20 protein-coding genes are annotated in these 20,249 nt (G+C 52.3%); 17 read left to right on the forward strand and 3 right to left on the reverse strand.

Annotated elements, in window-relative coordinates; translation table 11 throughout:
* Window positions 1–100: 100 nt before the first annotated feature.
* From rseD to acpS, 12 genes are all read left to right on the forward strand, one after another.
* Window positions 101–265, forward strand: coding sequence for a rpoE leader peptide RseD (gene rseD / locus SK36_RS24565; protein WP_136345495.1), 165 nt, complete (start codon window positions 101–103; stop codon window positions 263–265).
* The gene (gene rpoE / locus SK36_RS03765) at window positions 262–837 is read left to right on the forward strand and encodes an RNA polymerase sigma factor RpoE (protein WP_045446287.1); all 576 of its coding nucleotides are present in this window, start codon (window positions 262–264) and stop codon (window positions 835–837) included. The genes rseD and rpoE overlap by 4 nt, the downstream gene beginning before the upstream one ends.
* 31 nt (window positions 838–868) lie before the next feature.
* Window positions 869–1,519 carry an anti-sigma-E factor RseA gene (rseA, locus tag SK36_RS03770; protein WP_045446284.1) on the forward strand — a complete coding sequence of 217 codons (651 nt, stop codon included), beginning with the start codon at window positions 869–871 and terminating at the stop codon, window positions 1,517–1,519.
* A complete protein-coding gene (gene rseB / locus SK36_RS03775; RefSeq protein WP_045446281.1) occupies window positions 1,519–2,475 on the forward strand; it encodes a sigma-E factor regulatory protein RseB in 957 nt (318 codons plus the stop codon). Before rseA ends, rseB begins: the two co-directional genes overlap by 1 nt.
* Entirely contained in the window at window positions 2,472–2,951 is a 480-nt protein-coding gene (gene rseC / locus SK36_RS03780; RefSeq protein WP_045446278.1) for a SoxR-reducing system protein RseC, read from the forward strand. The genes rseB and rseC overlap by 4 nt, the downstream gene beginning before the upstream one ends.
* A 275-nt stretch (window positions 2,952–3,226) precedes the next feature.
* The gene (gene lepA / locus SK36_RS03785; protein ID WP_048220792.1) at window positions 3,227–5,026 is read left to right on the forward strand and encodes a translation elongation factor 4; all 1,800 of its coding nucleotides are present in this window, start codon (window positions 3,227–3,229) and stop codon (window positions 5,024–5,026) included.
* A gap of 15 nt (window positions 5,027–5,041) precedes the next feature.
* Window positions 5,042–6,016, forward strand: a complete 975-nt coding sequence (lepB, locus tag SK36_RS03790) for a signal peptidase I (protein ID WP_048220793.1) — start codon at window positions 5,042–5,044, stop codon at window positions 6,014–6,016.
* A gap of 270 nt (window positions 6,017–6,286) precedes the next feature.
* A complete protein-coding gene (gene rnc / locus SK36_RS03795) occupies window positions 6,287–6,967 on the forward strand; it encodes a ribonuclease III (protein ID WP_003037579.1) in 681 nt (226 codons plus the stop codon).
* A complete protein-coding gene (gene era / locus SK36_RS03800; RefSeq protein ID WP_048220794.1) occupies window positions 6,964–7,869 on the forward strand; it encodes a GTPase Era in 906 nt (301 codons plus the stop codon). The genes rnc and era overlap by 4 nt, the downstream gene beginning before the upstream one ends.
* A 29-nt stretch (window positions 7,870–7,898) precedes the next feature.
* Window positions 7,899–8,627 carry a DNA repair protein RecO gene (recO, locus tag SK36_RS03805; RefSeq protein ID WP_045449747.1) on the forward strand — a complete coding sequence of 243 codons (729 nt, stop codon included), beginning with the start codon at window positions 7,899–7,901 and terminating at the stop codon, window positions 8,625–8,627.
* Window positions 8,628–8,638: 11 nt separating this feature from the next.
* Window positions 8,639–9,370, forward strand: coding sequence for a pyridoxine 5'-phosphate synthase (pdxJ, locus tag SK36_RS03810; protein ID WP_048220795.1), 732 nt, complete (start codon window positions 8,639–8,641; stop codon window positions 9,368–9,370).
* Complete coding sequence (gene acpS / locus SK36_RS03815; RefSeq protein WP_048220796.1) at window positions 9,370–9,750, forward strand: holo-ACP synthase; 381 nt, start codon at window positions 9,370–9,372, stop codon at window positions 9,748–9,750. Before pdxJ ends, acpS begins: the two co-directional genes overlap by 1 nt.
* Here the strand turns inward: acpS and SK36_RS03820 are convergent.
* Together SK36_RS03820 and SK36_RS03825 are read right to left on the reverse strand one after the other, a co-directional pair.
* Window positions 9,747–10,007, reverse strand: a complete 261-nt coding sequence (locus SK36_RS03820; protein ID WP_003037590.1) for a YfhL family 4Fe-4S dicluster ferredoxin — start codon at window positions 10,005–10,007, stop codon at window positions 9,747–9,749. The two genes, acpS and SK36_RS03820, sit on opposite strands and share 4 nt — an antisense overlap.
* Before the next feature lie 55 nt (window positions 10,008–10,062).
* On the reverse strand, window positions 10,063–10,911 hold the full coding sequence (locus SK36_RS03825; protein WP_045446258.1) for a MurR/RpiR family transcriptional regulator: 849 nt from the start codon (window positions 10,909–10,911) through the stop codon (window positions 10,063–10,065).
* Window positions 10,912–11,028: 117 nt separating this feature from the next.
* Here SK36_RS03825 and murQ point away from each other — a divergent pair, with 117 nt between their 5' ends.
* From murQ to tadA, 4 genes are read left to right on the forward strand one after another with little or no spacing between them, the layout of a single operon-like run.
* Window positions 11,029–11,922, forward strand: a complete 894-nt coding sequence (gene murQ / locus SK36_RS03830) for an N-acetylmuramic acid 6-phosphate etherase (RefSeq protein ID WP_048220797.1) — start codon at window positions 11,029–11,031, stop codon at window positions 11,920–11,922.
* Window positions 11,923–11,930: 8 nt separating this feature from the next.
* Window positions 11,931–13,295 carry a PTS transporter subunit EIIC gene (locus SK36_RS03835; RefSeq protein WP_045446252.1) on the forward strand — a complete coding sequence of 455 codons (1,365 nt, stop codon included), beginning with the start codon at window positions 11,931–11,933 and terminating at the stop codon, window positions 13,293–13,295.
* Between the two features lie 3 nt (window positions 13,296–13,298).
* The gene (gene yfhb / locus SK36_RS03840; protein WP_048220798.1) at window positions 13,299–13,934 is read left to right on the forward strand and encodes a phosphatidylglycerophosphatase C; all 636 of its coding nucleotides are present in this window, start codon (window positions 13,299–13,301) and stop codon (window positions 13,932–13,934) included.
* A gap of 17 nt (window positions 13,935–13,951) precedes the next feature.
* Window positions 13,952–14,488: a tRNA adenosine(34) deaminase TadA gene (tadA, locus tag SK36_RS03845; RefSeq protein ID WP_075261753.1), complete on the forward strand. Its 537-nt coding sequence runs from the start codon at window positions 13,952–13,954 to the stop codon at window positions 14,486–14,488.
* Between the two features lie 27 nt (window positions 14,489–14,515).
* On the opposite strand, the gene mltF is transcribed toward tadA, so the two are convergent.
* Complete coding sequence (mltF, locus tag SK36_RS03850) at window positions 14,516–16,066, reverse strand: membrane-bound lytic murein transglycosylase MltF (RefSeq protein ID WP_048220800.1); 1,551 nt, start codon at window positions 16,064–16,066, stop codon at window positions 14,516–14,518.
* 268 nt (window positions 16,067–16,334) lie between these two features.
* Here mltF and purL point away from each other — a divergent pair, with 268 nt between their 5' ends.
* Window positions 16,335–20,222, forward strand: a complete 3,888-nt coding sequence (purL, locus tag SK36_RS03855) for a phosphoribosylformylglycinamidine synthase (RefSeq protein ID WP_048220801.1) — start codon at window positions 16,335–16,337, stop codon at window positions 20,220–20,222.
* The last annotated feature ends 27 nt before the right edge of the window (window positions 20,223–20,249 follow it).

Raw genomic sequence — 20,249 nt, forward strand, 5'->3', positions numbered from 1 at the left:
GATTAGGTGATGAAATAAAGTAGCCGTTGGGTTACTCTGCAAGCGGTTTAATGGGCATTTCTGAACAGATAGTGCGTTGATCGGGTTATGTAGACTTATAATGATAGATAAGACCTGTCTACAACATGACAAACAAAAACAAATGCGTAACGGAACTTTACGAAACTTGAGCACTCTAACTCGTTGCTTGCTCATAGTGCAGCTGATGGAGTGGCGTTTCGAAAGCGCGTGGAAATTTGGTTTGGGGAGACTTTACCTCGGATGAGCGAGCAGTTAACGGACCAGGTCCTGGTTGAACGGGTCCAGAAGGGAGATCAGAAAGCCTTTAACTTACTGGTAGTACGCTATCAGCATAAGGTGGCGAGTCTGGTTTCTCGCTATGTACCATCGGGCGATGTTCCTGATGTGGTACAAGAAGCATTTATTAAGGCCTATCGTGCGCTGGATTCGTTCCGGGGAGATAGTGCTTTTTATACATGGCTGTATCGTATTGCAGTCAATACAGCGAAGAATTACCTGGTCGCTCAGGGGCGTCGTCCACCTTCCAGTGATATAGATGCGATTGAAGCTGAAAACTACGAAAGTGGCGGAGCACTGAAAGAAATTTCGAACCCTGAGAACTTAATGTTGTCAGAAGAACTGAGACAGATAGTTTTCCGAACTATTGAGTCCCTCCCGGAAGATTTACGCATGGCAATAACCTTGCGGGAGCTAGATGGCCTGAGCTATGAAGATATAGCCGCTATCATGGATTGTCCGGTAGGTACGGTGCGTTCACGTATCTTCCGAGCGAGGGAAGCTATTGATAATAAAGTTCAACCGCTTATCAGGCGTTGACGATAGCGGGATACTGGAAAAGGTATTAGGCATGCAGAAAGAAAAACTTTCCGCTTTAATGGATGGCGAAACGCTGGACACTGAGTTACTCAAAGAGCTGACTCACAACCCGGAAATGCAAAAAACCTGGGAGAGTTATCACCTGATCCGCGATTCCATGCGAGGTGATACTGCCGACGTTCTCCATTTCGATATTTCCGCCCGCGTTATGGCTGCTATTGAAGCTGAGCCAGTACGCCAGACGGCGCCGTTGATCCCTGAGGCCCAGCCCGCACCGCATCAGTGGCAGAAAATGCCATTCTGGAAGAAAATGCGTCCGTGGGCCGCGCAGCTTACCCAAATGGGCGTGGCTGCGTGCGTATCGCTTGCAGTTATTGTTGGCGTCCAGCACTATAATGGACAATCTGAAATGTCCCAGCAGCCCGAAACGCCGGTATTTAATACATTACCGATGATGGGTAAAGCCAGTCCGGTGAGCTTGGGTGTACCTTCTGACGCGACGGCCAGCGGCGGTCAGCAACAGCAGGTACAGGAGCAGCGTCGTCGTATCAATGCCATGTTGCAGGATTACGAACTGCAACGCCGACTGCACTCCGAACAGCTTCAGTTTGAGCAGGCGCAAACACAGCAAGCCGCTGTACAGGTGCCAGGAATTCAAACTTTAGGAACGCAATCGCAGTAATGAAGCAACTTTGGTTTGCCATGTCACTTGTGGCTGGTAGCCTGTTCTTCTCTGTAAACGCCTCGGCCAATCCTGCGTCCGGGGCGTTGTTGCAGCAGATGAATCTGGCCAGCCAGTCGCTAACCTATGAGCTGTCATTTGTCAGCATCAATAAGCAGGGTGTTGAATCCCTACGTTATCGCCATGCACGCCTGGACAACCGTCCTCTTGCACAGTTGTTGCAAATGGATGGACCGCGCCGGGAAGTGGTGCAGCGTGGGAACGAAATCAGCTATTTTGAGCCTGGGCTGGAGCCGTTCACGCTGAACGGTGACTATATCGTTGATTCCCTGCCGTCTCTGATTTATACCGACTTTAAACGCCTTTCGCCCTACTATGATTTTATTTCAGTAGGCCGCACCCGTATTGCCGACAGACTCTGTGAAGTGATCCGCGTTGTGGCGCGTGACGGTACTCGTTATAGCTACATTGTCTGGATGGACACCGAAACCAAGTTGCCGATGCGTGTCGATCTGCTCGATCGTGATGGTGAAACGCTCGAACAGTTCCGTGTTATCTCCTTTACCGTGAATAGCGGTGTCGGTGACAGTATGCAGACGCTGGCGAAAGCGAACCTGCCACCGCTGCTGTCCGTTCCTGCGGGCGAGAAAACGAATTTTAACTGGAGCCCGTCGTGGTTGCCGCAAGGATTCAGTGAAGTATCCAGCAGCCGTCGTCCGCTACCGACGATGGATAATATGCCTATTGAATCTCGTCTTTACTCTGATGGTCTGTTCAGTTTCTCCGTGAACGTTAACCGTGCAATGCAAAACAGTGCCGATCAACTGCTGCGTACAGGACGCCGGACAGTCAGCACCAGCGTGCGTGATAATGCCGAAATCACCATTGTGGGTGAGCTTCCGCCACAGACGGCGAAGCGTATTGCGGACAATATTAAGTTCAGGGCTGCACAATGATTAAAGAGTGGGCAACGGTTGTTTCCTGGCAGAACGGTCTGGCAACGGTCAGCTGTGACGTTAAAGCGTCTTGCAGCAGTTGTGCCTCACGAGCAGGCTGCGGAAGCCGTGTGTTGAACAAACTGGGGCCGCAGACGACGCATACTATTGTGGTGCCCAGCGACGAACCACTGGCTCCAGGTCAGAAAGTTGAACTTGGGATTGCGGAAGGCAGCCTGTTGGGCTCGGCAATGTTGGTCTATATGTCACCATTGGCGGGGCTTTTTGTTTTTGCAGCGCTGTTTCAGGTGCTGTTTGGTAGTGATATCGCAGCGTTAAGCGGTGCGATACTGGGCGGCGTGGGTGGATTTCTGATTGCACGCGGTTTTTCACGAAAACTGGCAGTACGTGAAGCCTGGCAACCGGTTATTTTAAACGTTGCTCTCCCGCCTGGAATACTGCGTGTCGACACATCCTCTACCGAAACAAGCCAGTGATATCTTCGTCTGATCTGGCCTGCAAGTGGCAATAATGTACATATTGTATTTGTCGGCCCGATAAGCTTGCTCCATCGGGCATAACGTTACCCTTGCGAGCTTTGCATTAGAAAAGCGAAGTTGTTTCCAGTTCCCGCTATCCTTGCTCTATGAACATTTCCTCGCCTCAGCGTTGTAGTGTAGAATGCGGCGTTTCACTTAAACAGACGTTAAGCTCAGAACAGCGACTTCTCAGAGCCTGTCGAATCAGGCGTAAGGCACAATAACTACTCTATATGAAGAACATACGTAACTTTTCAATCATAGCTCACATCGACCACGGTAAATCGACGCTGTCTGACCGTATTATCCAGATCTGCGGTGGCCTGTCTGACCGTGAAATGGAAGCGCAGGTTCTCGACTCGATGGATCTTGAGCGTGAGCGCGGTATTACTATCAAAGCGCAGAGCGTGACGCTCGATTTCAAAGCATCTGATGGTGAAACCTATCAGCTTAACTTTATCGACACCCCGGGACACGTTGACTTCTCGTATGAAGTTTCCCGCTCGCTTGCTGCCTGTGAAGGCGCACTGCTGGTTGTCGACGCCGGGCAGGGTGTTGAAGCGCAAACGCTGGCTAACTGCTATACCGCCATGGAAATGGATCTCGAAGTGGTGCCGGTATTAAACAAAATTGACCTGCCTGCCGCTGATCCTGAGCGTGTGGCGGAAGAGATTGAAGATATCGTCGGTATTGATGCGACTGATGCCGTTCGCTGCTCAGCGAAAACCGGGGTTGGCGTGACAGACGTTCTGGAACGTCTGGTACGAGATATTCCACCGCCGGAAGGTGATCCGGAAGGTCCGTTACAGGCGCTGATCATTGACTCCTGGTTCGATAACTACCTCGGCGTGGTTTCGCTAGTGCGTATTAAAAACGGCACTATGCGTAAAGGTGACAAAATCAAAGTGATGAGTACCGGACAGGTTTATAACGCCGATCGTCTGGGGATCTTCACACCAAAACAGGTTGACCGTACCGAACTGAAATGTGGTGAAGTGGGCTGGCTGGTTTGTGCAATTAAAGACATTCTCGGCGCACCGGTTGGCGATACGCTGACACAGGCTCGTAACCCGGCAGACAAAGCGTTGCCAGGTTTTAAAAAAGTGAAACCGCAGGTATATGCCGGTTTGTTCCCGGTCAGCTCTGACGATTACGAAAACTTCCGTGATGCGCTTGGTAAGCTGAGCCTGAACGATGCTTCGCTTTTTTACGAGCCGGAGAGCTCTACCGCACTGGGCTTCGGTTTCCGCTGTGGCTTCCTTGGCCTGCTGCACATGGAGATCATTCAGGAACGTCTGGAACGTGAATACGATCTGGATCTGATCACCACCGCGCCGACTGTAGTCTACGAAGTGGAAACCACGTCGAAAGAAACTATCTATGTCGATAGCCCGTCCAAGCTGCCGCCGCTGAACAACATTTACGAACTGCGTGAGCCGATCGCTGAGTGTCACATGCTGCTGCCTCAGGCTTACCTGGGCAACGTTATTACACTGTGTATTGAGAAGCGTGGCGTACAGACCAACATGGTTTACCACGGTAACCAGGTTGCGCTGACCTATGAAATTCCGATGGCAGAAGTGGTGCTCGACTTCTTCGACCGTCTGAAGTCGACCTCTCGCGGCTATGCGTCGCTGGATTATAACTTCAAACGCTTCCAGACCTCTGACATGGTGCGTGTTGATGTACTCATCAACAATGAACGTGTCGATGCGCTGGCGCTGATTACCCATCGCGATAACTCTCAGAGCCGTGGTCGCGAACTGGTAGAGAAGATGAAAGATCTGATCCCTCGCCAGCAGTTTGATATCGCGATTCAAGCGGCCATTGGTACGCACATTATCGCGCGTTCAACGGTTAAGCAGTTGCGTAAAAACGTTCTGGCGAAGTGCTACGGTGGTGATATCAGCCGTAAGAAAAAGCTGCTGCAGAAACAGAAAGAAGGTAAAAAGCGCATGAAGCAGATCGGTAACGTCGAACTGCCGCAGGAAGCGTTCCTCGCCATTCTGCATGTCGGTAAAGACAGTAAATAATCCTAAGGAGTTGGCATGGCGAATATGTTTGCCCTGATTCTGGTGATTGCCACACTGGTGACGGGCATTTTATGGTGTATTGATAAATTTGTCTTTGCACCAAAACGCCGGGAGCGTCAGGCGGCGGCACAAGCTGCAGCGGGTGATTCACTGGATAACGCAACGCTGAAAAAAGTCTCCCCTAAGCCGGGCTGGCTGGAGACGGGGGCATCTGTTTTTCCGGTGCTGGCGATTGTGCTGGTGGTGCGCTCGTTTATTTATGAACCGTTTCAGATCCCATCGGGTTCGATGATGCCGACACTGTTAATTGGCGACTTTATTCTGGTAGAGAAATTTGCCTACGGAATTAAAGATCCGATTTATCAGAAAACGTTAATTGAAACAGGCCATCCGAAACGTGGTGATATCGTGGTGTTTAAATACCCGGAAGATCCGCGTCTGGATTACATCAAACGCGCTGTCGGTTTACCGGGAGACAAAGTGACGTACGATCCAGTGGCTAAAGAGGTCACCATTCAGCCCGGGTGCAGCTCCGGTCAGGCATGTGAAAACGCATTGCCGGTAACGTATTCTGATGTTCAGCCGAGTGATTTCGTGCAGACGTTTGCTCGTCGTAATGGCGGAGAAGCGACCAGTGGTTTCTTCGAGGTTCCGCTGAACGAAACAAAAGAAAACGGGATTCGTCTGACCGAGCGTAAAGAGACTCTGGGTGATGTAACGCATCGCATTCTGACCGTGCCGATCGCGCAGGATCAGGTGGGGATGTATTTCCGTCAGCCAGGGCAGCAACTCGCGACCTGGATAGTCCCGCCGGGACAATACTTCATGATGGGTGATAACCGTGATAACAGCGCGGACAGCCGTTACTGGGGATTTGTACCGGAAGCGAATCTGGTGGGTAAAGCGACAGCTATCTGGATGAGCTTTGATAAGCAGGAAGGTGAGTGGCCGACCGGTGTTCGTTTAAGCCGTATTGGTGGTATTCACTAATCTCTGATAATCGTTCACGTTGTCGTCATTATGGCGACAGCGTGAATTATTTCTTGGATAAATTCCCGCAGACTAACGACATCCCTTGTCGTTGTGTATAGAATATTCCCCCGAAGTTTTAGGTTGGCAGCGTTAGGTTGCCACGGCACACGAAACAGCGTTGGTTCGTATACATAAGCATTCTGGCTATGCCGAAACGGCTACCCGGATTGTGTATATCAGGTCTGTTTCGTGTGCTGGATTGTTGACGCATTCATTTATTGGTATCGCATGAACCCCATCGTAATTAATCGGCTTCAACGGAAGCTGGGCTACACTTTTAATCATCAGGAGCTGTTGCAGCAGGCATTAACTCACCGTAGCGCCAGCAGCAAACATAACGAGCGTTTAGAATTTTTAGGCGACTCTATTTTGAGCTTTGTTATCGCTAATGCGCTATATCATCGTTTCCCTCGTGTGGACGAAGGTGATATGAGCCGCATGCGTGCCACGTTGGTACGTGGTAATACGCTGGCGGAATTAGCCCGTGAGTTTGACCTCGGTGAATGTTTACGTTTGGGGCCAGGTGAGCTGAAAAGCGGCGGTTTTCGTCGTGAATCTATCCTGGCGGATACTGTCGAAGCATTGATCGGCGGTGTCTTCCTCGACAGCGATATTCAGACCGTTGAACAACTTATTCTTAACTGGTATCAAACCCGTCTGGATGAAATTAGTCCCGGCGATAAACAAAAAGATCCGAAAACGCGTTTGCAGGAATATTTGCAGGGTCGCCACCTGCCGCTGCCGTCTTATCTGGTAGTACAGGTCCGGGGCGAAGCGCACGATCAAGAATTTACTATCCACTGCCAGGTTAGCGGCCTGAGTGAACCGGTGGTTGGCACAGGTTCAAGCCGTCGTAAGGCTGAGCAAGCTGCCGCCGAACAGGCGTTAAAAAAACTGGAGCTGGAATGAGCGAAGAAAAAACCTATTGCGGATTTATTGCCATCGTCGGTCGTCCGAACGTTGGTAAATCCACCCTGTTGAATAATCTGCTTGGGCAGAAGATTTCCATCACCTCACGTAAGGCGCAGACAACACGTCACCGTATTGTCGGGATCCATACTGAAGGCGCGTATCAGGCTATTTATGTTGATACCCCGGGCCTGCATATGGAAGAGAAACGAGCCATCAACCGTCTGATGAACAAGGCTGCCAGCAGTTCTATTGGCGACGTTGAGCTGGTTATTTTTGTCGTGGAAGGCACTCGTTGGACGCCGGACGACGAGATGGTGCTGAATAAACTGCGTGACGGTAAAGCACCGGTTATCCTGGCGATCAACAAAGTTGATAACGTACAGGATAAGGCCGATCTGCTGCCGCACCTGCAGTTCCTGGCAAGCCAGATGAACTTCCTGGATATCGTCCCCATTTCTGCCGAAACCGGCATGAATGTCGATACCGTTGCAGGTATCGTGCGTAAGCATCTGCCAGAAGCGATTCATCACTTCCCGGAAGATTACATTACCGATCGCTCTCAGCGCTTTATGGCTTCAGAAATCATTCGCGAAAAGCTGATGCGTTTTCTGGGGGCTGAACTGCCGTATTCCGTTACCGTTGAGATTGAGCGTTTTGTCTCTAACGAACGTGGCGGCTACGATATCAACGGCCTGATCCTTGTTGAACGTGAAGGGCAGAAGAAGATGGTGATTGGCAACAAAGGGGCCAAAATCAAAACCATCGGTATCGAAGCGCGTAAAGACATGCAGGAGATGTTCGAAGCGCCTGTGCACCTTGAACTGTGGGTGAAAGTAAAATCTGGCTGGGCTGATGACGAGCGAGCACTGCGCAGTCTCGGTTACGGCGACGACGTTTAATTCCCTGTTCTGAAAAGACGGCGGGTATGATGGAAGGATGGCAACGAGCCTTTGTCTTACATAGCCGCCCGTGGAGCGAAACCAGCCTGGTGCTGGACGTCTTCACGGAAGAGTCGGGTCGCGTGCGCCTTGTGGCTAAAGGCGCACGTTCTAAACGTTCCAATCTTAAAGGCGCACTTCAGCCTTTTACGCCGCTATTACTTCGCTTTGGTGGACGTGGTGAGGTCAAAACCCTGCGTAGCGCTGAAGCCGTCTCTCTGGCGCTTCCTCTAAGTGGTATCACGCTTTACAGCGGTCTTTATATCAACGAACTCATTTCTCGGGTGCTTGAGTACGAGACCCGCTTTTCCGAACTCTTCTTCGACTACCTGAATTGCATTCAGGCGCTGGCTGGCGCGACTGGCTCACCTGAGCCCGCCTTGCGTCGTTTTGAGCTGGCTTTACTTGGTCATCTGGGCTATGGCGTGGATTTCACCCACTGTGCCGGTAGCGGCGAGTCGGTCGAAGACACCATGACCTACCGTTATCGTGAAGAAAAAGGATTTATCGCCAGCGTGGTGATTGATAACAGCACCTTTACCGGGCGGCATTTGAAAGCACTTGAGTCGCGAGAATTTCCGGATGCTGATACGCTACGTGCCGCGAAACGCTTTACCCGCATGGCGTTAAAGCCGTATCTTGGTGGTAAACCGTTAAAAAGCCGGGAACTGTTCCGGCAATTTATGCCAAAACGCGCAGTAAAAACAAATAATGATTAACGAGGATTGTCATGGCTGAATTACTGTTAGGCGTCAACATTGACCATATTGCCACTTTACGTAATGCACGCGGCACCGCATATCCGGATCCGGTTCAGGCGGCGTTTATCGTTGAGCAAGCAGGTGCGGATGGTATTACCGTACATCTGCGTGAAGATCGACGCCATATTACCGACAGAGATGTGCGTATACTGCGTCAAACGCTGGATACGCGCATGAACCTGGAAATGGCTGTGACGGAAGAGATGCTGGCCATCGCCGTTGAGACAAAGCCGCATTTTTGCTGCCTGGTGCCGGAAAAACGCCAGGAAGTTACCACCGAAGGTGGCCTGGACGTAGCAGGTCAGCGTGACAAAATGCGTGATGCCTGCAAACGACTTGCGGATGCGGGGATCCTGGTATCGCTGTTTATTGATGCCGACGAAGATCAGATTAAAGCAGCCGCAGAAGTGGGCGCGCCGTACATTGAAATTCACACTGGTTGCTATGCCGATGCAAAAACCGACGCTGAACAGGCCAATGAACTGGCGCGTATCGCTAAGGCTGCGACCTTCGCAGCCAGTCTGGGGCTGAAGGTTAATGCTGGTCACGGTCTGACTTACCATAACGTCAAAGCGATTGCACGGATCCCGGAAATGCACGAACTGAACATCGGCCACGCGATCATCGGACGCGCGGTAATGAGCGGCCTGAAAGATGCGGTTGTGGAAATGAAACGCCTGATGCTGGAAGCGCGTGGCTAATGGCAATTCTGGGATTAGGTACGGATATCGTGGAGATTGCTCGCATTGAGGCGGTGATCTCTCGTACCGGCGATCGTCTTGCCAGACGGGTTCTGAGCGATAACGAATGGTCTATCTGGGAAACGCATCAGCAGCCGGTGCGTTTTCTGGCAAAGCGGTTTGCGGTAAAAGAGGCGGCGGCAAAAGCTTTTGGTACCGGTATCCGCAACGGACTGGCGTTCAATCAGTTCGAGGTGTTTAACGATGAACTTGGCAAACCGAGTCTGCGGTTGTGGGGAGAGGCGTTAAAGCTGGCAGAAAAGCTCGGTGTGGCGCATATGCATGTGACGCTGGCCGATGAACGTCACTACGCCTGCGCCACGGTGATTATCGAGAGTTAAAGTTTGTCTGCGTGGTGCATTAATACAAACTTATCCCACAGCTGTTCTTCTGTTTCGACATGTGCCGGATCTTTCAAAATAGTATTGGGGATTGGGCACACTTTCTGGCAGGTCGGCGTGTCGTAATGTCCTACACATTCGGTACATTTGTCGCTGTTAATCTCGTAGATGCTGTCACCCATCGAAATCGCCTCGTTCGGGCATTCGGGTTCGCACATATCGCAATTGATACACTTTTTAGTGATTAACAGGGCCATCAGGAAACTCTCAAAACATCACAAATCGGGCGGGCATTATACGCGCATTCTTTGCTCAGACCAGTTTTTTTACCAACGCTTCGCTGTGACGGATACGCTCCGGCGCGTGCTCCAGATCCTGCTGAACCAGCGCCATAAACAACAAATCGGTAAGCATCATTTGCGCATGAGTGGATGAAATCGCAGCGCTCCGGGTGGCCTGCTCCTCTGCAATGGTGTACAGGCAACGGGTTGCACGTTGCTGCAGAGCATTGGGGGTAAATCCGGTGATGGCGAGGATTTTTGCTCCGGTGCGTAATGTTTCATCGGCAGCCAGATTGAGCTCGCGTCGCTCCCCTGTATACGAAATTGCCAGCAAGAGATCGTTTGGTGACATTGCCTGTACGGTCGCCAGCAAGGCGTGCATATCGCGTTCAACTACCGCATTAAATCCAATCTTCAACAGCTTCCAGGCAAAATTCTGCGCGACCAGACCGGATGCGCCAATACCTGTCAGTACAATGCGACGGGCAGACCGCAGCATTGTAACGCTTTCCATCAGCTTCTCTTCACTGTTGATATCCAGAGTTGCATGCATTGCTGCCACATTCTCTTTAATCAGTTTATCTCCGACCAGAAGCATGGGATCGTCACCGCGGATCTGATTGTGCACTGGAACAGAATGTGGATTGGGATTACTGGCCAGCGCTTCGCTGATCGCCAGTTTTAGTGCCGGAAATCCTTTGAATCCCATTTTCTGTGCGAACTTCACGACGCTGGACTGGCTGACGCCTGCCTCGCAGGCCAGTTGCTGTGAGCTGAGATGACGCGCATCATCCGGATGAGCAAGGAGGTAATCCGCAAGCTTTTTATCGCTTTGCGCGAGGTCCGGGTAACGCTGACGAATGCGAATCAAACAGTTCATGCTGTCTCCTGGCGAAAACGTGATGGCGATTACAAAACAAAATTTCACTCGCCTGGGTGAATACAATATTCCATTATGGCGGATTATTATGAATTAAAAATTCCTAAGGAACAAAAAATGAATCTCGGTGCGTTAGTATCAGAAACCCGCAATCCACAGACGATGGATCTCGATGCTTTATCCACGCTTGAGCTGGTTCATCGTTTTAATCAACAGGATACGCTGGTAGCGGAAGCAGTAAAAGCAACGCTTTCTGAAGTTGCGCATGCGGTCGATGCGGCAGCTGACGCGTTAAAAGCAGGCGGGCGGATTATTTACATGGGTGCAGGCACCAGCGGTCGTCTTGGCGTGCTGGATGCTTCTGAATGTCCACCGACCTTTGGTGTGCCACATGATCTGGTTGTCGGGCTTATTGCCGGAGGTCCGGGCGCGTTGCTGAAGGCGGTTGAAGGCGCAGAAGATAACCCTCAGTTGGGCGAAGATGATCTTCGGGCACTCAATCTTCGCATGCAGGACCTGGTTGTTGGTCTGGCGGCGTCAGGACGTACGCCGTACGTGATAGGCGGTCTGCAATATGCTCGCAAAGTGGGATGCACGACGGTGGCGATCTCCTGTAATCCGGATTCCCCTGTCGCCCGTGAAGCTGATATCGCCATCTCTCCGGTTGTAGGTCCGGAGGCCCTGACGGGGTCAACGCGTCTGAAGTCAGGTACTGCGCAAAAGCTGGTGCTCAATATGATCTCCACCGGGGCAATGGTGAAATTTGGCAAGGTATATCAGAACCTGATGGTGGATATGAAAGCGACCAACGTCAAGCTGGTAGACCGGGCGTGTCGCATGGTGGTGGAAGCTACCGGCATTGCGCGTGAAGAGGCCGAGACACTGCTGAAACAGACTGACTTTGATGTTAAACCCGCCATACTGATGGCGCTAACCGGGTTGGATGCAACCGCAGCCAGAGCCAAACTTTCCGCTCACCAGGGTTTTTTGCGCGCGGCGTTAGAACACTAGAGGTGCATATGGACAAAACGGCGGTTCTTGCCAGCGACATCCTGCTGGGGATTGGCGGAGAGAAAAATATTCTGCGCCTGGAAAACTGTATGACGCGCGTCAGGGTGGAAGTGCAGGATGACGACCAACTGGACATTTCCCGGCTGAAGCAGTTACCCGGTGTCAGTGGCTATGTGAAGCAGGGGGCGCAGCATCAGATTATTGTTGGTCCCGGTAAGGCCGCCAAAGTGGTGGATGCCATGCGTTCTCTGATTGCTGATGACGGCGAACGTCCGAATGTAAATGACATTGAACGCACGAAGTCTCAGGTGAAAGCGAAGTACAAAGCGCCAATGAGCGATGCGCTGCGCAAGCTGGCGAATGTCTTTATTCCGCTGATCCCGGCGTTTATCGCCTCCGGTTTGATTACCGGCATCATTAACATCCTCAAACGACCGGATATTGTGGGTGATTTTGCTACTCACTATCCGAATATGCTGGGGTTGATGGGTATCTTCGGTAGCGCCGTATTTGCCATCATGAACATCCTGGTCGGGGTAAACACCGCCAAAGTGTTTGGCGGTTCGTTAGCGATGGGCGGCGTAATGGCTGGGATCCTCTCCAGTCCGCAGCTGGCACAGATTACTCTGTTTGGCGAAGCACTACAGCCTGGCCGCGGTGGAGTTATCGCGGTGTTGTTAGTGGTCGCGCTGATGTGCTGGATTGAGCGTAAATTTCGTGAGGTGCTGCCGGGCTCGTTGGAGCTTATCCTGAACCCTTTGCTGACGACTATCATCACCGGGACAATCGCGATTGTGGCACTGCAACCGCTCGGTGGCTGGATTTCGGAATCCATTGCTCATGGCGCATCCTGGGCTATCGATCGCGGCGGTTTCCTCGTCGGCGCGGTACTGGCGGGAACATTTCTACCGCTGGTACTCACCGGTTTGCATCAGGGGCTGGTGCCCATCCATGTTGAGCTGGTGCAGGCACATGGCTATAACGCGCTCTTTCCCATTCTGGCGATGGCGGGAGTGGGGCAGATTGGTGCCGCGATTGCTGTTCTGATGAAAACCCGTAACGCACGGCTGAAAAAAGTGATTAAAGGTGCGTTACCAGTAGGATTACTGGGGATCGGTGAGCCGCTGATTTTTGGCGTGACGTTGCCGCTGGGTAAGCCATTTATTGGTGCTTGTCTTGGCGGAGCGGTCGGCGGGGCGCTGATCAGTTACTGGAAGGTCGCGACGGTTATTACTTTTGGGATCTCAGGGTTACCGCTGGCTCTGACGATTGTTGCCGGAAAAGTGATGTTCTATCTGTTAGGCTATCTGGTAGCGGTTATCGCCGGGTTTCTTTTTACCTGGCTATTGGGGTTCAACGATCCAGAGGAATAAGGTTTGACCAATCACGAGCGTCGCGTTGTCTTTTTTGATTTGGATGGTACGTTACACCAGCAGGATATGTTCGGCAGTTTTCTGCGCTACCTGCTACGTCGCCAACCGCTGAATGCGTTGCTTGTGCTGCCCCTGCTACCGATTATTGCGCTGGGGTTGGTGATTCAGGGGCGCGCCGCGCGCTGGCCGATGAGCTTGCTCCTTTGGGGATGCACTTTTGGTCGGAGTGAAGCGCGCCTGAAATCCCATCAGACCGATTTCGTACGCTGGTTTCGACAGCACGTAACGGCTTTTCCGGCCGTGCAACAGCGTCTAACGACTTACCTGTTAAGCTCTGACGCTGATATCTGGTTGATTACCGGATCCCCAAGGTCACTGGTCGAACAGGTCTACTTCGACACCCCATGGCTACCGCGCGTTAATCTTATCGCCAGCCAAATTGAGCGGGGGTACGGCGGTTGGGTGCTACCTCTGCGCTGCCTGGGCCATGAGAAAGTGACGCAACTGGAACGTCATATTGGCGCTCCGCTGCGCCTTTACAGTGGCTATAGCGATAGCAAACAGGACAATCCGCTGCTTTCATTTTGCCAGCATCGCTGGCGCGTTACGCCACGCGGTGAGCTTCAGCAACTCGAATAGAGTAAACGATAGCGTCTGTGTATAATGCGCCCGCTTTGATTACCGGAGTTCTGCCTTTGTCTGATGTTGAATTTAGCCATGAGTACTGGATGCGCCACGCCTTAACGCTGGCTAAACGCGCCTGGGATGAGCGGGAAGTCCCGGTAGGTGCGGTATTAGTACATAACAATCGCGTTATTGGCGAAGGCTGGAACCGGCCGATTGGTCACCATGATCCAACAGCCCACGCTGAAATTATGGCGCTGCGTCAGGGCGGTCTGGTGCTACAAAATTACCGCTTACTGGACGCCACTCTGTACGTCACCCTGGAGCCGTGCGTTATGTGCGCTGGCGCGATGGTACACAGTCGTATCGGACGCGTAGTATTTGGTGCGCGCGATGCGAAAACGGGGGCCGCAGGTTCGCTGATGGATGTGCTACATCATCCGGGAATGAACCATCGGGTTGAGGTCACTGAGGGTATACTACGGGATGAATGTGCCACGCTGCTTAGTGATTTCTTCCGTATGCGTCGTCAGGAAATCAAAAACCTGAAAAAGTCTGCAAGTGAGTGATTACTTGTTCCAGCAAGCCGGATGCGGCTATTTTTCCTCTTTCTTCTGTGAGGAAAACAGCAGTGAAGGGGAGTGCGTCAGGTAATTAGACGATGTCTGAGACAGAAACGCAGAGAGAGGAAATTTCTCCTGGTCTAATAATTCTGCCAGAGATACCGCCGGGTAATCCTGTGCCAGTTGCTGCGTTTCTGTCGCCTGTTTTTCTTTCTCTTGCAGATATCCCACCAGGCTTATCTGGTATTTACGAATATTTTCTACATATGCGTAGGCTTCGTGGCCACGAGCATAGCCATACGTCAGCTTGTTGTAATATGGCTTCTGGCTGAGCAGTGGCAGGCGTTGCTTCACATCGGCCCAGCTGTCCGGGTTGCCTTTGGTTTTAACCGTTAACGCCCGGGCATCCAGCATATGTGCATATCCCATATTATATGCGGCAAGCGCAAACCAGATGCGCTCTCCTTCCGGTACGGTATCCGGCACTTTACTCATCATGTCCTGTAGATAACGCGCTCCACCGCTGATGCTCTGTTCAGCGTCGGTCCGGTCGGTCAGCCCCAGGCTTTGGGCGGTATTTTTGGTTAACATCATCAGGCCACGTACGCCGGTCGGGGAAGTAGCCTGCGCATCCCAATGGGATTCCTGATAGGAAATAGCCGCCAGCAGCCGCCAGTCTATCTCCTGTGCATATTTTTCAAACAATGGTTTGAGATCCGGCAGTACGCTATCTACAGCGCGTAAAAAAGTGCGAGTATCGACATAATCGAAATCATCGCCATGTCCGAGATACTTTTCTTCCAGTCGCGCCAGTGAACCGTCTTCATTAATAGTGTTAAAGAAATCCAGCAGGGCAGCGGAGAGTGTGTTGTCGTCATCCAGAGGACTAAACCAGGTTACTGGCTGTTCGTCTGAAACATCCAGCGCCACGGCAAGCTCCGGGTGCACGCGTTGGTACAGGCTGATAGCGACTGAATCGGCAATGGTATAGTCGAGCTTACCGGAGATGACATCATCAAGCAGTTCTGTCGTTCCTTTTTTGTCATCGATCTTCCAGCTCAATTCGGGAAATTTTTTCGCTTTCAGCTGCTGCAAATCATTCACCACGACATGTCCGGGGGCGATAGTCAGCTGATTTTCATTCACGCTGGCAAGGGTGCGGGGGCGATATTTTCCGACCCGATACACCAGTTGCTGCGAAACCGAATAGTAAGTCGGACCCGGCTGGTAGTTTTTAACTCGTTCGCTGTTATAGACCAGGCCTGCGGCTAACAGATCGGCATCGCCGTTATCCAGGTCGTCAAAAAGTTGGCTGATATTCTGACGTACAGTGACTTTTAACTTCACCCCTAAATAGCTGGCGAATTGTTGGGTCAGCTCATAATCCAGACCAAAGGTTTTCCCGTTAAGGGTGGAGTGCGTTAAAGGCGAGTCGATTGTACTGACGCGCAATTCTCCCCGAGCTTGAATCGCGGCGATACGATTGTCGGCTTTACCGAACCAGGGGATAGATGGCCAGAGGGCCGCTGCCAGCAGCAGCGTCAATATGCCGATGAACAGATAATTAATCTTTAATTTTTTCAATTAGTTAATTCTCTGAATCGTGCGTAATCTTAGCCTGCTGTGATATTGATTAAGAAGTGAAGTAGTCATTAATGAGCGGCATTTTGCTTAAACTTGCGCCAGTTGGCAACTTATTCAGAAAACTGACCGCATTTGATGATAAGAGAAAGTCGTGATTTTATTTCGACGCAAACGGTTTCGTCTCCGCGGTAGATTCTTTATAATGACGCCCGTTTCCCCCCTTGCGCACACTTATAAGCGCCTCAGGCGCTTCGAAGACGAGAGACTTATGATGGAAATTCTGCGTGGTTCGCCTGCACTGTCTGCATTCCGTATTAACAAACTGCTGGCGCGTTTTCAGGCGGCCAATCTTCAGGTCCACAATATTTACGCCGAGTATGTCCATTTTGCTGACCTGAATGCCCCGTTAAACGAGGATGAGCATGCGCAACTTGCACGCCTGTTGAAGTATGGTCCTGTTCTTCGCAGCCATGTCCCTGAGGGCAAACTGCTGCTGGTAACGCCTCGCCCTGGCACCATCTCCCCCTGGTCTTCTAAAGCGACTGATATTGCCCACAACTGCGGTCTGCAGCAGATTAGCCGTCTGGAACGTGGCGTCGCCTATTATGTAGAAGCCTCTACGCTGACTGCAGAAGAGTGGCAGGACGTTGCTGCCGTACTGCATGATCGCATGATGGAAACGGTATTCTCTTCGCTGGACGAAGCAGAAAAACTGTTTGTGCATCACCAGCCGGCACCGGTTTCTAGTGTCGATCTGCTGGGTCAAGGCCGCCAGGCGCTAATTGACGCTAACCTGCGCCTGGGTCTGGCGCTGGCGGACGACGAAATTGATTATCTGCAGGATGCGTTTACCAAACTGGGACGCAATCCGAACGACATCGAATTGTATATGTTTGCGCAGGCCAACTCTGAGCACTGCCGTCATAAAATTTTTAACGCCGACTGGGTTATCGACGGAAAACAACAGCCGAAGTCGCTGTTCAAGATGATTAAAAACACCTTCGAAACCACACCGGATCACGTGCTGTCTGCTTATAAAGACAACGCGGCGGTGATGGAAGGTTCTGAAGTGGGCCGCTACTTTGCCGACCATCAAACGGGTCGCTATGACTTCCATCAGGAGCCGGCACATATCCTGATGAAAGTAGAAACTCACAACCACCCGACGGCGATCTCGCCATGGCCGGGCGCGGCGACCGGTTCCGGTGGCGAAATTCGTGATGAAGGCGCAACCGGACGCGGCGCAAAGCCGAAAGCGGGCCTGGTTGGTTTTTCCGTCTCCAACCTGCGAATTCCTGGCTTTGAACAGCCGTGGGAAGAAGATTTCGGTAAACCAGAACGTATTGTTACCGCGCTGGATATCATGACCGATGGTCCTCTGGGGGGCGCGGCGTTTAACAATGAATTTGGTCGTCCGGCGCTGACCGGTTACTTCCGTACCTACGAAGAAAAAGTTAACAGCCACAACGGCGAAGAGCTGCGCGGTTACCACAAGCCAATCATGCTGGCCGGTGGGATCGGTAATATCCGCGCCGATCACGTACAGAAAGGTGAGATCGTCGTGGGTGCGAAACTGATCGTCCTCGGAGGCCCGGCAATGAACATCGGTCTTGGCGGCGGCGCGGCCTCTTCGATGGCTTCCGGCCAGTCCGACGCCGATCTCGATTTTGCTTCCGTGCAACGTGACAATCCGGAAATGGAACGTCGTTGCCAGGAGGTTATTGACCGTTGCTGGCAGATGGGCGATGCCAACCCGATTCTGTTTATCCACGATGTGGGGGCAGGCGGACTGTCTAATGCTATGCCTGAGCTGGTCAGCGACGGCGGGCGCGGTGGTAAGTTTGAACTGCGTGATATCCTCAGCGATGAGCCGGGCATGAGCCCGCTGGAAATCTGGTGTAACGAATCTCAGGAACGTTACGTGCTGGCGGTTGCCGCTGACCAGTTAGCGTTGTTTGACGAGCTGTGTAAGCGTGAGCGCGCACCATATGCAGTGATCGGTGAAGCCACCGAAGAACAGCACCTTTCTATGAATGACCGTCATTTTGACAATCAGCCGATCGATCTGCCACTCGATGTATTGCTCGGTAAGACACCGAAAATGACCCGCAATGTACAGACGCTGAAAGCGAAAGGCGATGCGTTAAATCGAAGCGATATCACGATTGCAGATGCGGTCAAACGCGTGCTGCACCTGCCCGCAGTTGCAGAAAAAACTTTCCTGGTGACAATTGGCGACCGTACCGTTACCGGCATGGTTGCACGTGATCAGATGGTGGGGCCGTGGCAGATCCCGGTCGCGAACTGCGCGGTGACGACTGCCAGCCTTGACAGCTACTATGGCGAAGCGATGTCAATCGGCGAGCGCGCACCGGTTGCGCTGCTGGACTTCTCCGCTTCGGCACGCCTCGCGGTAGGTGAAGCGCTGACCAACATTGCGGCAACGCAAATAGGTGATATCAAACGTATCAAACTGTCCGCAAACTGGATGGCGGCCGCTGGTCACCCTGGCGAAGATGCCGGGTTGTACGAAGCGGTAAAAGCGGTAGGGGAAGAATTATGCCCTGCACTTGGTCTGACCATCCCGGTGGGCAAAGATTCCATGTCGATGAAAACCCGCTGGCAAGAAGGTAACGAACAGCGTGAGATGACCTCGCCGCTGTCGCTGGTGATTACCGCTTTTGCCCGCGTGGAAGATGTGCGTCATACCATTACACCGCAGCTCTCGACCGAAGAGAACGCGCTGCTGTTGATTGACCTGGGCCTTGGCCACAATGCACTGGGTGCGACATCACTGGCGCAGGTTTACCGCCAGTTGGGTGACAAACCGGCTGATGTACGCGACGTCGCGCAACTGAAGGGCTTCTATGACGCCATTCAGGCGCTGGTGGCGCAGCGTAAGCTGCTGGCCTACCATGACCGTTCAGACGGCGGTCTGTTGGTGACTCTGGCTGAGATGGCATTTGCCGGTCACTGTGGTATTCAGGCTGAAATCAGCACACTTGGCGATGACGCTCTGTCTGCTCTGTTTAATGAAGAGCTGGGTGCAGTGATTCAGGTGCGTGCGACAGATCGCGATGCAGTAGAGGCTGTTCTCGCAGCTAACGGTCTGACAGATTGTGTACATTACCTCGGACAGGCAGTCGCAGGTGATCGTTTCACTCTGACAGCCAACGGCCAGTCCGTATTCAGTGAAAGCCGCACTACGCTTCGTATGTGGTGGGCAGAAACCACCTGGCAGATGCAGCGTCTGCGTGACAACCCGGAATGTGCCGATCAGGAACACGATGCCAAGGCGAACGATGCGGATCCAGGCCTTAACGTAAAACTGTCGTTTGATATCAACGAAGATGTTGCCGCGCCGTATATTGCCACCGGTGCGCGTCCAAAAGTGGCTGTGTTGCGTGAGCAAGGTGTTAACTCCCACGTTGAGATGGCCGCGGCTTTCCACCGTGCTGGCTTTGACGCCATCGACGTTCACATGAGCGATCTGCTGGGCGGACGTATCGGCCTGGGGAACTTCCAGGCGCTGGTTGCCTGTGGTGGTTTCTCTTACGGTGATGTACTGGGTGCCGGTGAAGGCTGGGCGAAATCAATACTGTTCAACAACCGCGTGCGTGATGAGTTTGAAACCTTCTTCCATCGCCCACAGACGCTGGCGCTTGGTGTATGTAACGGCTGTCAGATGATGTCCAACCTGCGCGAATTGATCCCGGGTAGCGAACTGTGGCCGCGCTTTGTACGTAACCACTCTGATCGTTTCGAAGCTCGCTTTAGCCTGGTGGAAGTGACGCAAAGCCCGTCTCTTCTGTTGCAGGGAATGGTCGGGTCAATGATGCCGATTGCCGTTTCTCATGGTGAAGGGCGCGTGGAAGTACGTGATGATGCACATCTGACGGGGCTGGAAAGCAAAGGTCTGGTAGCGCTGCGCTATGTTGATAACTTTGGCAAGGTGACTGAAACCTATCCAGCGAACCCGAATGGCTCGCCAAACGGGATCACTGCGGTGACGACCGAAAATGGTCGTGTGACGATTATGATGCCGCATCCGGAACGAGTATTCCGTACTGTGAGCAACTCCTGGCACCCGGAAAACTGGGGCGAGGACAGCCCGTGGATGCGTATCTTCCGCAATGCGCGTAAGCAACTCGGCTAATCATAACGATAGACATCAAGCCCCTCT

It is taken from the genome of Citrobacter sp. MGH106 (assembly GCF_001037495.1).
GTDB lineage: Bacteria > Pseudomonadota > Gammaproteobacteria > Enterobacterales > Enterobacteriaceae > Citrobacter > Citrobacter murliniae.

Bases quoted from the DNA above. Each gene is read 5' to 3' on its own strand.
- recO (WP_045449747.1), top strand. From the start codon at position 7,899: ATGGAAGGATGGCAACGAGCCTTTGTCTTACATAGCCGCCCGTGGAGC.
- SK36_RS03820 (WP_003037590.1), bottom strand. From the start codon at position 10,007: ATGGCCCTGTTAATCACTAAAAAGTGTATCAATTGCGATATGTGCGAA.
- rnc (WP_003037579.1), top strand. From the start codon at position 6,287: ATGAACCCCATCGTAATTAATCGGCTTCAACGGAAGCTGGGCTACACT.
- rseB (WP_045446281.1), top strand. From the start codon at position 1,519: ATGAAGCAACTTTGGTTTGCCATGTCACTTGTGGCTGGTAGCCTGTTC.
- rseD (WP_136345495.1), top strand. From the start codon at position 101: ATGATAGATAAGACCTGTCTACAACATGACAAACAAAAACAAATGCGT.
- acpS (WP_048220796.1), top strand. From the start codon at position 9,370: ATGGCAATTCTGGGATTAGGTACGGATATCGTGGAGATTGCTCGCATT.
- murQ (WP_048220797.1), top strand. From the start codon at position 11,029: ATGAATCTCGGTGCGTTAGTATCAGAAACCCGCAATCCACAGACGATG.
- rseC (WP_045446278.1), top strand. From the start codon at position 2,472: ATGATTAAAGAGTGGGCAACGGTTGTTTCCTGGCAGAACGGTCTGGCA.
- rpoE (WP_045446287.1), top strand. From the start codon at position 262: ATGAGCGAGCAGTTAACGGACCAGGTCCTGGTTGAACGGGTCCAGAAG.
- era (WP_048220794.1), top strand. From the start codon at position 6,964: ATGAGCGAAGAAAAAACCTATTGCGGATTTATTGCCATCGTCGGTCGT.
- pdxJ (WP_048220795.1), top strand. From the start codon at position 8,639: ATGGCTGAATTACTGTTAGGCGTCAACATTGACCATATTGCCACTTTA.
- lepA (WP_048220792.1), top strand. From the start codon at position 3,227: ATGAAGAACATACGTAACTTTTCAATCATAGCTCACATCGACCACGGT.
- lepB (WP_048220793.1), top strand. From the start codon at position 5,042: ATGGCGAATATGTTTGCCCTGATTCTGGTGATTGCCACACTGGTGACG.
- SK36_RS03835 (WP_045446252.1), top strand. From the start codon at position 11,931: ATGGACAAAACGGCGGTTCTTGCCAGCGACATCCTGCTGGGGATTGGC.
- purL (WP_048220801.1), top strand. From the start codon at position 16,335: ATGATGGAAATTCTGCGTGGTTCGCCTGCACTGTCTGCATTCCGTATT.
- SK36_RS03825 (WP_045446258.1), bottom strand. From the start codon at position 10,911: ATGAACTGTTTGATTCGCATTCGTCAGCGTTACCCGGACCTCGCGCAA.
- rseA (WP_045446284.1), top strand. From the start codon at position 869: ATGCAGAAAGAAAAACTTTCCGCTTTAATGGATGGCGAAACGCTGGAC.